Annotated in this window: 16 protein-coding genes and 1 pseudogene; 15 read left to right on the forward strand and 2 right to left on the reverse strand. The window is 69.1% G+C overall.

Annotation, left to right across the window (positions count from 1 at the left end):
- The first annotated feature begins 8 nt into the window (after positions 1-8).
- The 10 genes and pseudogenes from ACFPBZ_RS00750 (at position 9) to ACFPBZ_RS00795 (ending at position 7,312) form a co-directional block, all read left to right on the forward strand.
- The gene (locus ACFPBZ_RS00750) at positions 9-188 is read left to right on the forward strand and encodes a hypothetical protein (protein WP_378034075.1); all 180 of its coding nucleotides are present in this window, start codon (positions 9-11) and stop codon (positions 186-188) included.
- 64 nt (positions 189-252) lie between these two features.
- A complete protein-coding gene (locus ACFPBZ_RS00755; RefSeq protein ID WP_378034249.1) occupies positions 253-1,467 on the forward strand; it encodes an MFS transporter in 1,215 nt (404 codons plus the stop codon).
- Between the two features lie 91 nt (positions 1,468-1,558).
- Positions 1,559-2,776, forward strand: coding sequence for an alpha-hydroxy acid oxidase (locus ACFPBZ_RS00760; RefSeq protein ID WP_378034250.1), 1,218 nt, complete (start codon positions 1,559-1,561; stop codon positions 2,774-2,776).
- A 320-nt stretch (positions 2,777-3,096) separates the two neighbouring features.
- A pseudogene (locus tag ACFPBZ_RS00765) lies at positions 3,097-3,651 on the forward strand (class I SAM-dependent methyltransferase); the annotation flags it as partial.
- Between the two features lie 97 nt (positions 3,652-3,748).
- Complete coding sequence (locus tag ACFPBZ_RS00770) at positions 3,749-3,964, forward strand: hypothetical protein (RefSeq protein ID WP_378034266.1); 216 nt, start codon at positions 3,749-3,751, stop codon at positions 3,962-3,964.
- Between the two features lie 112 nt (positions 3,965-4,076).
- On the forward strand, positions 4,077-4,907 hold the full coding sequence (locus ACFPBZ_RS00775; RefSeq protein ID WP_378034076.1) for an SAM-dependent methyltransferase: 831 nt from the start codon (positions 4,077-4,079) through the stop codon (positions 4,905-4,907).
- 116 nt (positions 4,908-5,023) lie between these two features.
- A complete protein-coding gene (locus ACFPBZ_RS00780) occupies positions 5,024-5,290 on the forward strand; it encodes a hypothetical protein (RefSeq protein ID WP_378034077.1) in 267 nt (88 codons plus the stop codon).
- 104 nt (positions 5,291-5,394) lie between these two features.
- Positions 5,395-5,844 carry an Hsp20/alpha crystallin family protein gene (locus ACFPBZ_RS00785; protein WP_378034078.1) on the forward strand — a complete coding sequence of 150 codons (450 nt, stop codon included), beginning with the start codon at positions 5,395-5,397 and terminating at the stop codon, positions 5,842-5,844.
- Between the two features lie 113 nt (positions 5,845-5,957).
- Positions 5,958-6,323, forward strand: coding sequence for a MerR family transcriptional regulator (locus ACFPBZ_RS00790; protein WP_378034079.1), 366 nt, complete (start codon positions 5,958-5,960; stop codon positions 6,321-6,323).
- Between the two features lie 83 nt (positions 6,324-6,406).
- Positions 6,407-7,312 (forward strand): LysR family transcriptional regulator, encoded by a 906-nt coding sequence (locus tag ACFPBZ_RS00795; RefSeq protein WP_378034080.1) that lies wholly within the window; start codon positions 6,407-6,409, stop codon positions 7,310-7,312.
- A gap of 27 nt (positions 7,313-7,339) precedes the next feature.
- On the opposite strand, the gene ACFPBZ_RS00800 is transcribed toward ACFPBZ_RS00795, so the two are convergent.
- Positions 7,340-8,932, reverse strand: coding sequence for a fatty acyl-CoA synthetase (locus ACFPBZ_RS00800; protein ID WP_378034081.1), 1,593 nt, complete (start codon positions 8,930-8,932; stop codon positions 7,340-7,342).
- 241 nt (positions 8,933-9,173) lie between these two features.
- Between ACFPBZ_RS00800 and ACFPBZ_RS00805 the strand changes: the two genes are divergently transcribed.
- From ACFPBZ_RS00805 to ACFPBZ_RS00820, 4 genes are all read left to right on the forward strand, one after another.
- On the forward strand, positions 9,174-9,449 hold the full coding sequence (locus tag ACFPBZ_RS00805) for a hypothetical protein (protein WP_378034082.1): 276 nt from the start codon (positions 9,174-9,176) through the stop codon (positions 9,447-9,449).
- A gap of 266 nt (positions 9,450-9,715) precedes the next feature.
- Complete coding sequence (locus tag ACFPBZ_RS00810; protein ID WP_378034083.1) at positions 9,716-10,093, forward strand: hypothetical protein; 378 nt, start codon at positions 9,716-9,718, stop codon at positions 10,091-10,093.
- 663 nt (positions 10,094-10,756) lie between these two features.
- Positions 10,757-12,010, forward strand: a complete 1,254-nt coding sequence (locus ACFPBZ_RS00815) for a hypothetical protein (protein ID WP_378034084.1) — start codon at positions 10,757-10,759, stop codon at positions 12,008-12,010.
- Positions 12,011-12,187: 177 nt separating this feature from the next.
- The gene (locus ACFPBZ_RS00820; RefSeq protein WP_378034085.1) at positions 12,188-12,469 is read left to right on the forward strand and encodes a hypothetical protein; all 282 of its coding nucleotides are present in this window, start codon (positions 12,188-12,190) and stop codon (positions 12,467-12,469) included.
- 271 nt (positions 12,470-12,740) lie between these two features.
- On the opposite strand, the gene ACFPBZ_RS00825 is transcribed toward ACFPBZ_RS00820, so the two are convergent.
- Positions 12,741-13,061, reverse strand: coding sequence for a hypothetical protein (locus ACFPBZ_RS00825; protein ID WP_378034086.1), 321 nt, complete (start codon positions 13,059-13,061; stop codon positions 12,741-12,743).
- A 49-nt stretch (positions 13,062-13,110) separates the two neighbouring features.
- Here ACFPBZ_RS00825 and ACFPBZ_RS00830 point away from each other — a divergent pair, with 49 nt between their 5' ends.
- Positions 13,111-14,337 carry a nucleotide kinase domain-containing protein gene (locus tag ACFPBZ_RS00830; RefSeq protein WP_378034087.1) on the forward strand — a complete coding sequence of 409 codons (1,227 nt, stop codon included), beginning with the start codon at positions 13,111-13,113 and terminating at the stop codon, positions 14,335-14,337.
- Positions 14,338-14,521 lie beyond the last annotated feature (184 nt).

Genomic DNA, 14,521 nt, shown 5'->3' on the forward strand with positions numbered 1-14,521 from the left:
GGTCTCCGGTGAGTGCACTCGGGACGCAGAGTGGCCGGGTTGCCCGCGCGGACTGGCGCCGGGACCTGGTGGCGGTCCCGGCCCCGCAGGACCGCCCCCGCCCCCGCTGGACCGAGGCCGTCGGCGCCTCGGTGCTCCTCTCGGTGCTCGACAGCCTCGACCAGCAGGACGAGACCGCCAGCGCGTAGGACCGATCGGTAGCGGGAACAACGGTCGTCGGACCCACTGGGGCACGACCGACGGAGGCCCGCCATCAGCTCGTCGACGGACGCCACGTCCCGGAAGCAGGGTCTCCGCGGACCCGTCGCGGCGGGACTCGTCGCCGTCGCCTTCCTCGTGACGATGCTCGGGGCCACGCTCCCGACCCCGCTCTACCCCCTCTACGAGCAGGAACTGGGGTTCGGCGGCGTCATGGTGACGCTGATCTTCGCGGCCTACGCGGTCGGCGTCGCGGCCGCGCTGATCTTCACCGGCCGGCTCTCCGACCAGATCGGGCGCCGCGCGGTCCTGCTGCCCGGCCTCGCCCTCGCGGTGATCTCGAGTGCCGTCTTCCTCGTCCCCGACAGCCTCACCGCGCTGTTCGTCGGACGCGTGCTCTCCGGGCTCTCCGCCGGCATCTTCACCGGGACCGCCACGGCGATGCTCGTCGACCTGGCCCCGCCGGGGAAGCAGGCCCGCTACAGCCTGCTCGCCGCCTGCGTGAACATGCTCGGCCTCGGGCTCGGGCCCGTCGTGGCCGGCGCCCTCGCCGAGTACGCACCGCTTCCCCTCGACCTGCCCTACCTCGTCCACATCGGGCTCGTGCTGGTCACCGCGGTCGGGCTCTGGTTCGTCGCCGAGCCGGTCGACGTCCCCGAGGGCCCGGTGCACTGGGCGCCGCAGCGCCTGGGCGTGCCGGCCGAGGTGCGCGGGGTGTTCGTCCGGGCGGCCATCGCGGGCTTCGCCGGGTTCGCCGTGCTCGGGCTGTTCACCGCCGTGTCGCCCTCGTTCGTCGCGCAGGTCCTGCACATCTCCAACCACCTGGTGACCGGCCTCGTCGTGTTCACGCTGCTGGGGGCCTCGACGATCGGGCAGGTCGCCTCGTCGCGGCTGGCCGAGCGGCCGGCGCTGCTCGTCGGGTCGGCGGGCCTCGTCGTCGGGATCCTGGTGGTCGGGCTGAGCATCGCCACCGCGTCGCTGTGGCTGCTCCTCGCCGGGGCCGTGGTGGCGGGCGTCGGGCAGGGGATGTCGTTCCGCGCCGGGCTCGGGGCGGTCAACGCCGGCTCCCCCGCCGAGCGCCGCAGCGAGGTCGCGTCGAGCTTCTTCCTCGTCCTCTACGTCGCGATCTCGATCCCGGTGATCGGCGAGGGGATCGCGTCGGCGGCGTTCGGACTGGTGGCGGCCGGGGTGACCTTCTCGGTCATCGTCGCGGTGATCGCCGCGGTCGCGTTCGTCAGCCTCGTGTTCCAGCGGGAACCGGCCCGCTGACCCGTGCCGGGAGCGGCCCGGTGGGTCATGCTGGGGACTCCCGCGACGAAGGAGTCCCCGTGCCCGCTCCTGCCGCCCGCACCCGGGTCCGCTGATGCGCCGCCAGCTGCCCCGCCCGCGCGACCTCGCCCCGCTGGTCCGGGTCCGCCGGCCGCGGCTCGACCCGACCCGCCGGCGCCTCGAGTCGTCGTACAGCGTGGCCGACCTCCGCGAGGCCGCCCGCAGGCGCGCCCCGCGTGCGGTCTTCGACTACGTCGACGGGGCCGCCGAGCAGGAGATCGGCCTGCGCCGGGCGCGCGAGGCGTTCTCCCGGGTCGAGTTCTCGCCGCGGGTGCTCCGCGACGTCGGGACCATCGACACCTCGACGACGATCCTCGGCCAGTCCGCCACGATGCCGGTGATCCTCGGACCGACGGGCTTCACGCGCATGGCCCACCACGAGGGCGAGCGGGCCGTGGTGCGGGCGGCCGAGTCGGCCGGGGTGCCGTACGCGCTCTCGACCATGGGCACCACGTCGATCGAGGAGTTCCGCGACGAGGCACCGCTCGCCCGGCACTGGTTCCAGCTCTACCTGTGGCGCGACCGCGACGCCTCGGGCGAGCTGGTCGAGCGGGCCCGTAAGGCCGGGTACGACACGCTCGTCCTCACCGTCGACACCCCGGTGCCCGGCGCGCGGCTGCGCGACAACCGCAACGGGCTCACCATCCCGCCGTCGCTGACCGCGCGGACGCTCGTCGACATGGCCCGCCACCCGGCGTGGTGGGCGAACCTGCTGACCACCGAGCCGCTGACGTTCGCCTCGCTGAACTCGTGGAACGGCACGGTCGCCGACCTCGTCACGCACATGTTCGACCCCACCGCGGTCGCGAAGGACGTCACCTGGCTGCGCGAGCAGTGGCCCGGCCACCTGATCGTCAAGGGCATCCAGCACGTCGACGACGCCCGGGCCGTGGTCGACCTCGGCGCCGACGGCCTCGTCGTGTCCAACCACGGCGGCCGCCAGCTCGACCGCGCGCCGGTGCCGCTCGAGCTGCTGCCCTCGGTGGTCGACGCCGTCGGCGACCGGGCGAGCGTCTTCCTCGACACCGGCGTCACCACCGGCGCCGACATCGTCGCGGCGAAGGCGTTCGGCGCCCAGGCGGTGGTCCTCGGCCGGGCCTACATGTACGGGCTGATGGCGGGCGGCGAGCCCGGGGTCACCCGCATGCTGAACATCGTGCGGGCCGAGATGGAGCGCACCCTCGCGCTCATGGGCGTCGACCGGATGGACGACCTGGAGCGCCACCACGTGCGGCTGCGTGACCGCTGACGTCCGGGTCGTCGCGGGCGCGCCCGGCGCGGGGAAGAGCACGGTGGCCGTCTCCCGGGCACCGACGCAGTCCGTCGACGTCGACGGTTCCCGTCGTGGGAGGCGCGGCCGGTGGGCCGGCCGCGCTAGCCTCCCTCGCCATGTCCACCGCGATGGAGGGCGGCGGGCGCTACAACGCCAACGCCTCAGCTCAGGCGGCGTCGTCCGCGTTCGGTCTCGACCTGCTCCGGGAGGCCGCGGCCTCTGCGCCGCTCGGCCCGGCCGGGGTGGTCACCGTCGTCGATTACGGTGCCTCCGAGGGACAGAACTCCTTGGCACCGATGTCGGTGGCCGTCGAGGCCGTCCGGCAGGTCCACGGCGAGCACCAGCCGGTGTGGGTGTGCCACACCGACCTGCCGGGCAACGACTTCGGGTCGCTCTTCCGGACCGTCGCCGAACATCCGGACACCTACCGGCGGCCGGGCGTGCACACCGGGGCCGTCGGCCGGTCCTTCTACGAGCAGCTGCTGCCCGAGGGCTGGGTGAGCGTGGGGTGGAGCTCCATCGCCGTGCACTGGCTGGCTGAGGTCCCGGGACCGCTGGACGGCTTCTGGTTCAGCAGCGCGAGCGCACAGCAGTACACGGCGTGGGCGCGACGCGGCGCCCTCGACTGGTCCGCCTTCCTCGGGGCGAGGGCGGCGGAGATGCTGCCGGGGGGCCGCCTGGTGATCGTGGTCGGCGCCGCCCACGGCGACGGGCCCACCCGTCGCTCCGGGGCCGAGCGCGCCATGGACGAGGTCGCCCACGGTCTGCAGGCACTCATCGAGCGTGGCCTCCTCAGCGAGGAGGAACGGGACGGGATGACGATCCCGGCCTGGTACCGCACTGCTGACGAGTGGCGGGCCCCGTTCGACGACGACGGCGACCTCGTGCTGGAGCAGCTGGAGTTCGTCGATGTCGGTGATCCCCTGTGGCGGCAGACCGGGGAGTCGGGTGGAGACCCGTCGCTCGGCCTATCCCGCCGCCGTCGCCGCCGCCCTGCGGGTGTCCTTCGGCCCCTCCCTGCTCCAGGCCCTCGACCTGGACCGGCGCGACACCGTCGCCACGGAGCTCTTCGACCGTCACCTGGCCGGCGCGATCGCGGCCCGGCTGCCCGAGCCCTGGTTCGACTGGCGGCTCGCCGTCATGGTCATCGCGAAACGGCGCTGACCCACGGCGCGCCCCCGTGCTCGACCGTCCGAGTGCCTCCCGGTCGCGGACGACCGGATGACACACTCCCCGTGAACACGCACGCGACCGGGGCCCAGGGGGAGTACCACCGATGAGCATCGAGCGACCCACCTCGCCGAAGCCCCCGGCGACGATCGACCGCACCCGCGCGAGCATCGCCCGCGTCTACGACTGCGCCCTCGGCGGCAAGGACAACTTCGAGGCCGACCGGGAGGTCGTCGAGAAGCTCAGGCTGGTGGCGCCCGAGGTCGGGCAGTTCACGGTCGACCACCGCCAGTTCCTCATCCGCGTCACCCGCTTCATCACCTCGCAGACCGGGATCGACCAGTTCCTCGACCTCGGGTCGGGACTGCCCACCGCCGAGAACACCCACCAGGCGGCGCAGCGCATCAACCCCGACGTCCGCGTGGTCTACGTCGACAACGACCCCTCGGTCGTCGCCCACGGCCGGGCGCTGCTGGAGGAGAACGAGCTCACCCGGTTCTCCCCCGCCGACCTGACGAAGCCCGACGAGGTCCTGCACGACCCCGCCGTGCGCGAGCACCTCGACTGGACGCGCCCGATCGCGCTGCTGCAGCTGGGCACGCTGCACCACTACGTCGGCGAGGTCCCGCCCGCCGCGATCATGCAGCGCTACATCGACGCGCTGCCCCCGGGCTCCTACGTCGCCCTGAGCCACTTCCTCGACCCGGAGGACGAGGACAGCGCGCTCGCGCGGCGCATGGAGGAGACCTTCGTGCACAGCCCGCTGGGCAGCGGCGTCTTCCGCACCCGTGCGGAGATCCTCGAGATGCTGCCCGGCCTCGAGCTCGTCCCGCCGGGCCTCTCGCTGGTCAGCGAGTGGTGGCCGGACGGGCCGCGCCTGACCCCGCTGGTGCCCGCGCAGCGTTGTCTCGCCGGGGCGGTCGGTCTGAAGGTGTGAGTACTCGTGAGCACTTCGGGGGGCTATAGCCCCCCGAAGTGCTCACGAGCCGACGAAGGAGGCACATCGTGTACCTCGACATCAGGACCGAAGGCGTCACCCTCCGGCTTCCGGACGTGACGACCGACCTGTACGCCTCGTACTCGCAGCGCCTGCTCCCCGAGAAGATCCGGGAGGTCCTGGCCGAGAACGAGGCCGGCGAGCTGCTGCCCGACGGCGCCCACGTGATGATCCCGATCGCGACCCTGCGCCGGCTCGCGGAGGGCCGCGTCTCCGAGGGCTGGGATGCCGAGTTCGAGAAGATGATCTCCTACGCCGGGACCAAGGGCTGGCTGAGCGACGACGGCACCGCGGTCCGCGCGCACCTCGAGCGGGAGCTCTAGAAAAATCCTCCAGGTACCCCTTGCGTGAACCTGTAGCTCGACCTATAAATATCTGCGTCAGACATCGACAGGTTGCAGTGCGGTGACGGAAGGAGTGACCTGCTGTGCTGCTGAACTACGACCCCGTGGACGCGTTCCGTTCTCTCGACCGGCTCACCGGGTGGCGCGGCCAGCCCGGCACGGGGATGCCGATGGATGTGTTCCGCGCCGGTGACCACGTGCTGGCCACCCTCGACGTGCCCGGCGTCGACCCCGGCTCGATCGACATCTCGGTCGAGGGCAACACCGTGACGGTCTCGGCGGAGCGCACCGCCCCGAGCGACGCGGGCGAGTGGCTGGTGAGCGAGCGACCCCGCGGCCACTACAGCCGCCGGCTGACCCTGGGCCGCGACCTGGACCTCGACCGCCTGCACGCCTCCTACGTCGACGGGGTGCTGTCCCTGACGATCCCCGTGTCCGAGCGCTCGAAGCCGCGCCGGATCACGGTCGAGCACGCAGGGGCACCCCGCTCGATCGACACCTCACAGTCGGCCGACGCGGAGCACGCGGGCTGACCGGAGGAGGACCGAGCGCGGGAGGTGGTGCCCGTCAGAATTGAAGTGACCATCCAGAGGACCGGGCGGGGCGGGTCGAGCGCGACCCGCCCCGTTCGGCGTGCGGAGGACCCATGCCACTCGACCGGCTCGACGACCCCGATCACCCCACCTACGGCATGGGGCAGGCCGCCGAGCTGCTCGACGTCCCGCCCGCCTTCCTCCGCAGCCTCGACGCCGCCGGCCTGCTGAGCCCGGCGCGCTCCGACGGCGGGCACCGGCGGTACTCCCGCAACCAGCTCGACCGCGTCGTCGCGCTCCGCACCCTGGCCGACGACGGCCACACCCTCGCCAGCGCCTCGACCATCCTCGACCTGCGCGCCGACCTCGCCGAGACCACCGAGGAGCGCGACGAGGCCCGGCGCGAGCGCGACACCGCCCTCGACGAACGCGACAGCGCGCGCCGCGAGCGCGACGAAGCGCTCGGGAGCTTCGACTGACACACAGCCGACCGCCAGCATCGTCGGCCCCCGACTCCCCTCGACGATGCTCATGTCCCGAGGGCCATCGATAACCTTCGTGGATGCCCTCGCTGCGAGCCCTCGAGTGCCTGGTGGCGGTGGCCGACTCCGGCTCGATCACCCAGGCCGCCCGGATGCTGCACTCGTCGCAGCCCGCCGTGTCGCACCAGCTCGCAGCCCTCGAGCGGGAGACGAGGACGCCGCTGCTGCACCGTGAGCCGAGGGGCGTGCGGCTGACCGCGGCGGGTCGGGCCGCCGTCGCGGACGCCCGACGGGCCGTCGACGCGGCGGCCGCCGCGGTGCGGGCGGCCCGGGTGACCGGCGAGGCGGCGGGCGGCGTCCTGCGGGTCGCGTGCGCCCAGAGCCTCACCGTGCCCGTCGTCGCGCCGGTCCTGCGCCGGTGGCACCGCCACCACCCCGAGGTGGCGACCACCCTGCGCGAGTCGACGACGATGGCGGAGATCCTCGACCTCGTCGAGGCCGACGAGGTCGACGTCGTCCTCGTGCCCGCCCCGCAGGTCGACGCGCTCACCACGACCCCGATCGCGGAGGAGGAGATCGTCCTCGCCGCGCCCACCGGCCACCCCCTGACCCGAGGCGACACCGTCCGGCTCGAGGACCTCGACGAGGTGCCCCTCGTCCACTTCGCCTCCGGGAACGGCCTGAGCGCCTGGCTCGACGAAGCCCTGAGCCGCGCCGGGGTCCGCCCGGAGACCGTGATGCGCACGGCCGTCACCACCGCCGCGCCGCACCTCGCCGCCGCCGGTCTCGGCGTCGCCGTCTGTCCGGTGTCCGCGGTCAGCGCGGGCTTCCCCGGCGCCGTCCGCTCGTTCTCGCCGCGGTGGACCCGGCAGCTGGTGGCCCTCACCGCGTCGGGTCCCGACCAGCTCACGGCGCGCTTCATCGCCGACCTCCGGGCCCGCGGCGTCCACGTGCCCGCCGACGTGCGCAGCCAGCTCAGGTCGTGAGCCGCCCGGTCGTCAGCCGGCCGGTCGTCAGCCCACCGTGTCGGCGGCCGCGAGGTCGGCGTAGGTGTCCCGCAGCTCGCGCTTGAGGATCTTCCCGCTCGGGTTCTTCGGCAGCTCGTCGACGATCACCACGTACTTGGGCGACTTGAAGCCGGCCAGCCGCTCCCGGGTGTGCGCGACGATCTCCGCCGGCTCGGCCCTCGCGCCGTCGCGCAGGACCACCGCCGCCGCGACCGCCTCGATCCACTCCGGGTGGGCGACCCCGAACACGGCGACCTCGTTCACGGCCGCGTGCTCGTAGATCGCGTCCTCGACCTCGCGGCTCGCGACGTTCTCCCCGCCGGTGATGATGAGGTCCTTCTTGCGGTCGACGATCGTCAGGTAGCCCTCGGCGTCCATCACGCCCAGGTCGCCGCTGTGGAACCAGCCGTGGCGGAACACCTCCGCGGTGGCCTCGGGCCTGCCCCAGTAGCCGCGCATGGCGTGCGGGGTCCGGTGCACGATCTCGCCGACCTGCCCGACGGGCACCGGGCGATCGTCGTCGTCGTCGTGCAGGCGGGTCTCGACGTTCAGGCTCGCCCGCCCCGCCGTCCCGGCCTTCGTGATCTGCTCCTCGGGGAACAGCACGGTCGCGTTCGGCGCGAGCTCGGTCTGGCCGTAGTAGTTGAACAGCCGGATGCCGGGGAGGCGCTCGCCCAGCTCCTTCAGCACCGCGACCGGCATGATCGCCGCGCCGTAGTAACCCTTGGTGAGCGAAGACAGGTCGTGGGTCTCGAACGCGGGTGAGCGCAGGAGCCGGATCCACACCGTCGGCGGGCAGAACATCTTGGTGACGCCTTCGGCGGCGACGGTGCGCAGGATCGTGTCGGGGTCGGGGGTGTCGACGATGACGCTGGTCGCGCCGAGGTAGACGTCGGGCGTGAGGAAGTCGTGCAGCGCGGCGCAGTGGTAGAGCGGCAGCGCGTGGAGCTCGACGTCGTCGCGGTGGTACTCGCCGTCGACGATGTCGCTGAGGTACTGGGCGATCAGGTTCCGGTTGGTCATGATCGCGCCCTTGGGCGCCGACGTGGTGCCGCTGGTGTAGAGCAGCTGGACCGGGTCGTCGTCGCCGATCTCGACGTCGGGCTCGGTGGCGTCGTCGTGCTCGAGCAGCCGGTCGAAGGACGTCCAGCCCGCCCGCCGGCCGATGACCACCCCGATCCCGATCGCCACCTCGGCCGCCCCGAGCGTGTCGACCAGCGCGTCCTCGACGATCACGGCGCTCGCGCCGCTGTCGGTGAGGACGTAGCGCACCTCGCGGGCGGTGAAGTTGAAGTTCACCGGGACCGAGATCGCGCCGATCCGAGCCAGCGCGAAGTAGGCGACGACGAACGCGTAGGAGTTGTGGGAGAAGATCGCGACCCGGTCGTTCCGGACGACCCCGCGCCCGAGCAGGGCGTTGGCGACCCGGTTGGCATCGGCGTCGAGCTCGGCGAACGTGCGCCGGGTGTCGCGGTGGACGACCGCGGTCTTCGTCGGGAACTTCCCGGCCGTGCGGGACAGGATCGTCCCGAGGGTCTGGCGCCGGGCCCGTGCGACGTCGGCCGTGTACGGCGGCAGGTACCGGTCGAGATCGTCCACGCTGAGGCTCCTCGTCAATCACGGTTCCGGCCGACGTCCGCGGCGGGGCGGCCGACGTGTTGATCCTGGCGTGCCGGGGTGGAACCGGGGAAGATCGCAGCGAGCCGTGGAGCCCGTCGGACTCGACCCTCGGGTGAGTGCTCGACGACGACATCTCGGTGGTCCGTCCGACGTCACGGCAGAAGTTCAGGGCCTCGAAGCCGTCCGCTCACCACCGACCCACACCCCGAGGAGACCGTTGATGGCCGAGCAGCGAGGGCCCAGCCGCGTCGAGAAGCTCCGCGAGGCGATGGGACAGAAGGCCCCGGAGAAGGTGCGGGCCGAGGCACTCCGGGGTGCGGGCGAGCAGTTCAAGCTGGCCCAGCAGGCGTACTCCCGGGCGGAGTCGGCATTGGCCGAGCGGGTCAACGAGGCCGTCGCGGACGGTGTGCCGGTTCATCAGATCGCCCTGGACGCCGGCGTTCCCCGAGCGGCGATCAACGATCTGATCACCACGAGGGCCGGCGCAGAACGCTGACCGTGCGACCGCCTCGAGCTCGTCCGGCACGGCCGATGGGTGGGCACCCCTGTCTGAGGTGCCGACCGCCGGCATGGCGGCGCGGCCACCGATCGTGGTGACCCGAGCGGCGGGATGTACTCGACGCCGAACCCCGCGACCTACCCGCTCCGGCGGCACGGCGGGCCATGCTCCCGCTCCGGGCTGAACGGTCCCTCGTCACCCGAGGGAGTGGCTCCCACACCGGTCCCGGGGGCCGCCCGGCGCGGAGGGGTTGAATCGGACCCGTGACGGACTGGCCGGCCATCGGATCGCGGGTGGTGGTGTGGTTCGAACGGGTCCCGTCGAAGACGCCCCGCGAGCCGTACGAGGCCGTCGTCGACCACGTCGCGGGGCGCTCGTTCACGGTGGAGGGCCTGGATGCGACCTTCAACCGCAGCACCGGCCGATCGAAGCCGGTCCGGCGCACTCCCGGGGCGTTCGGCAGCGACACGTACGTCGCCGTCTCCGTGGACAGCGACCGCGGGCGCGAGGTCCTGGGCGACGCACTCCGGAGCGACCGCGAGGCCGACGCCGACGCGGCCGTCCGGGCATGGCTGACGGATCGGTCCGATCAGGCCCGCCGTCGCGCCGTCGCAGCGCTCGAGGCCCTCGACGAGCACTAGCTCATGGCACTCACGCCGTACGAAGTACCTGATCGGACAGGGTGGGCCCCGTGGGACTCGAACCCACAACCAGCGGATTAAAAGGATTCCGGTACCTGGCGGCTAGAGCCTCTACCAGCAACTTCGGGCACATCGACGTGCACTGCGACCGCACCACGACCCGCCACTAGACGCCATTTCGCACCACGACCCGCACCACGAGCGGGCCGGGGACTAGGAGCGGACCGGACGAGGACGCTGACCCTGCCAGTCAGCATTGGGACTTACGGCTGCTTGGGGTCAGTGCCGGAACACGGCGTTGAGTAGGGCGGATGCGGCGGGCGTCCTAGCGACCCGTCTGCGGTCGCTGCGGCCGTAGATGGCAGAGAGAGGAAGTTGGGAGGAGCCTCAATCTTGCGCCACTCCCCCATCACCGAGTCCCTGGGCTCCCCGTCGGTCAGGTCCTCCGGAAGCGCGCCGGGACCAGGGGGCCAGGTGGAGCACCCGGCGGCTGAACGACCTGGCTCCCCCTGCCCCTAGGCCGCTACGCCCGAGAGGTGGCCGGCGGGGAGACCTGCGCCTACCCCCTCCAGAGGTCGCCCGGGCGCGGGGGCGGCGAGCGCCCCGCCACGTGGCAGGCCGATAGAGTTCGGAACTACGGTGAACGGCGAACCGGGAGAGACCATGAGCATCGTCTACTTCGCGCATAGTTATCGTGAGCGTGATGCAAAAGTGGTCGACTTCTTCGCGCGACTGATCCGCAGCGAAGGACTAACGGTCAGCCTGGATCCTCCGTCGAATTCTGTTAATGCGTCGAAGCTGCAGCGTCACATGAACGCGAGTGACGGAATGGTCGCTGTGCTGAGTAAGCGGCCTGAGGGGACCTCACCACACATACTTTTCGAAATCAGTTTGGCAGTTAAGAGCGGAAAACCGGTCTTAGTCTTCGTTGAAGACACCATCTCGTCACGAGTGATCTCGCCGCGGTTACTCCAACAACGCTTCTCTCTTCGCTGGTACCTACGAGAAGTTCGGGATCACCGACACGCATTGAGATCATTTAAGACGTACGTGCACGACTATTCGCCACCGCAATTTCGACCCGCAGCGTCGCGACGCGCTTGCATTGTGAACGGACTACAGCAGTTGGCGGGTTCGGAGCGTGCGCGAATTCTGCAATGGATTGAGAACGATGCGGAGTACGAGGTGCACGAACTTAACGACGGTCTCAATCCGTACCTGACTTGGGACACCCTGCACAACGCGAACCTCGCGATAACAATGCTTGAAACGACACGGACCTTCACCAACGGCTTAATCTCGGGAATCGGTCTGCCCGCTATAGAGATCACGCCTGCACCAGACTTCCAGATCACTAGTTGGCCACCCCCAGAATATCAACCACGTTTTATGGATAGCGGCTCAGATTCGGTCGAGTTACTGAAGCGAGAAATGGCGATGTTCGAGGAAGACTTCCTCGATCTTCCCGACCAAGCAGCGGTAGATCGCTACGCTTCGTTGCTGGTGGATTTGCATGGTTCCTACGAGGGCGTGTCGCGGGATCAGGTACAGGAGGTTGTGATGGGTGATAAGTACGTATCCTCCGGTCAGACAGGAGCGGTCGGCCCGAATGCTCACGTCCACGACGTGTCCTTCCAGCAGGTGTGGACTTCGGTTGCGGGGAGCGAAGGCCACGACTCGCAACGGCTAGCGGAGGAGCTGGAGACACTTCGGCAACATCTCCGCGGGGTCGCACAGACCAGGGAAGAGGACCAGGCCGTCGCCGAGATTGGTGCGGCAGCAAGCGCTGCAGAGGATGGCGATGGACCAGCAGCGATGAGCCACCTATCGAAGGTGGGCAAGTGGGCGTGGTCGGCCGCTACAGCCATCGGCACAGGTTTAGCGGCCGCAGCGATCAAGGCGGCGATAGGTTTCTAGGTGGCGCAGCAAGTAGAAATTTTGACTGCCTTGTGGAAAGAGCAGCAAGAGCAGTGTCGGCAAATTGAAACTCAGCGAGCTACACTCAGCAACATTGTCCTGGTGATCTACGGGGCCGGCTTGGGCTTCCTCGCAAAGTAGGGATTTGGTCCAACCTACTTGGTAATTACAATACCCATGGCACTGCTTGGGCTCTTCGGGATCATTGCCTGCTATAAATACTTCGAGCGGTTCGATACACATTATCGTCGAACCAAAATGATCGAACTGAAGCTGGCAGAAATTCATCCCGAGGTCGACACGCGTCTGGAATGGGAGAAAATTCGTCTCCGTCAACGCAAGGAGTTATGGTTGTCCAGCCGAGTTCAGATCTTCACCCTTTGGGTGGTGTTGCATGCGGTGGTGGTCGTCAGCGGAGTCACGCTAACAATCTTGATCCTCGCCGGTGTTGGACATTGACGTCTCGCCACCTGCCGGGGTTATCGGGTCGAAGGCAGGAGGCGGTGCCGCAGCGAGCCCGCCCGTCTGGCCCGTCAGGGCCAGCTTGAAGACACGTAGGAAGTCCTCACACGATCCGAGAGTTCGGCTGAGATACGCATTACGAACTTGCCTCTCCGTCAACGGCAGCCTCTAAGCGCTCGGCGGCGCACGTCAGGCTCAGAGTCATCGCCCCTGACCTCCTGTGACCGACCAGAGTTCGTTCCACGTTCCGTTCCACGCGACCCAGGTCCTACGCCTGGCCACCCCTGGCGAGGAGCGAGCACAGTTGGCAGAGCGCCGACCACGGTTCGTCGAGGGCTGGACCGCGCACGTAGAACGTGGGGCCTCGCGGTCGAGCAGGCGCTTGCTGGACAAGGAACCCTGCCGCGACCAGGCGCAACACGACCGGCCTCACCAGGTTGTCCGCCAAGTCGACGCTCTTCGCGATCATGCGCACCGTCACTCCGTCACCTGCAAGTAGAGCCTCGACCGCGAGGACGACGTCGACCACATACCGGTTACCAAAGACCGCCAGAGACCGACGCCGTTGTTCACCAACGTCGTGGTCCACGTGTAGAGTGTGACGTGATTCGCGAAACATGTCACGTGGGGGTGCTGCGATGAAGGTTCAGGGCCTATTGGACCTCGATCTCGACGGAGCACCGTCTTCTAAGCCTGCTAGCCAGGTGGCAACTTTCGCGGAAGGACTCGGCCGCGACAGCCGCTCCAACGGGTCCAGTACCGGCCGCACCTCAACCAGCCGACCGGCGCGGCGCCCCCGCTCGTGCGACGAGGGGTCCAGTCGAACCGACACACTGTGGGACGTGCCCCTTAGCGGCTTGACCCCCTCACGGCCGTCAGCCCCGCCGGTCACGGTGGCGGGGCGTCGACTTCAGCCCACCCCTGTGTTCGACACTTACTGGCGCTTCGCCGCGAAGAGACAAGCGGTATATGAGGCACGCGTGGCCGGCCTGGATGGTCCTTGGACGGACGATCCCATCTTAAGCGCCCACCGCTTCACGAACTGCTACCGCGCCGCCGACCGGGTTAGTCAATTTCTAATTAGTGACGTCCTCTACCACGGCGACCAATCACCCCGCGAAGTCGTTTTCCGCGCCTTACTCTTTAAGCTCTTCAACAAGATTGGAACTTGGAATCGACTCAAGAGTGCAGTGGGAATGCCTTCGTGGCGTGCTTTTGACTTCGACGCCTACGACCGCGTGCTCTCATCAGCACTGGATCAGCGGCAGACCCTCTACTCGGCAGCCTACGTGATGCCCCCACCGCACCTCGGCGAGCACCGCAAACACCAGAATCATCTACGGCTCCTCGAGCTTATGTTGCACGATGATGCGGCCGAGAAGGCACACGCCGCAGGTTCGCTGCGGTCGGTTTACGAGCTGCTGCGCTCTTACCCCGCACTTGGACCATTTCTGGCTTTTCAGCTCACGATTGACCTCAACTACTCGTCGGTCGTGAATTTCCCCGAATCTGACTTCGTTGTGGCGGGGCCAGGCGCCCGTGACGGGATCAGGAAATGCTTTGGGGAAGCACCTCGCGGAGCGGAAGAAGAGCTTATTCATTACATGGTTGAGACGCAGGATGAGCATTTCGAACGCCTTGGACTAGAGTTCAACGGACTGGCTGGACAGCGTCCCCTGCAGCCAATCGATTGTCAGAATCTCTTTTGCGAGGTGGACAAGTATGCTCGAGTGGCCCACCCAGAGATTAGTGGAGTTAGCGGCAGGACTCGGATTAAGCAGCGTTACCGCCGCGATCTCGCTTCGGTGACTGCGTGGTTCCCGCCAAAGTGGGGGATTAATCAACTGCTGCCTTCTGGAGCGTAGAAAGCGCTAGGGTCCACTCGTCGTGGGCTTGCCGCTCCGTGAGCTCGCTCGCCCGCCACGACGACCGCTACAGGTGCCAGGCAGAACTTCGACCTTGGGAGCCGACGCGGGGCGCTCAATAGATGGTCGAACTCCAGGGCCGACAAGGTCCTGAATCTGCGGAGCGGGTCTCGCGTGCAACTGG

Origin of the sequence: Actinomycetospora atypica, from assembly GCF_042653685.1 — a bacterium.
Classification (GTDB): Bacteria; Actinomycetota; Actinomycetes; order Mycobacteriales; family Pseudonocardiaceae; genus Actinomycetospora; species Actinomycetospora atypica.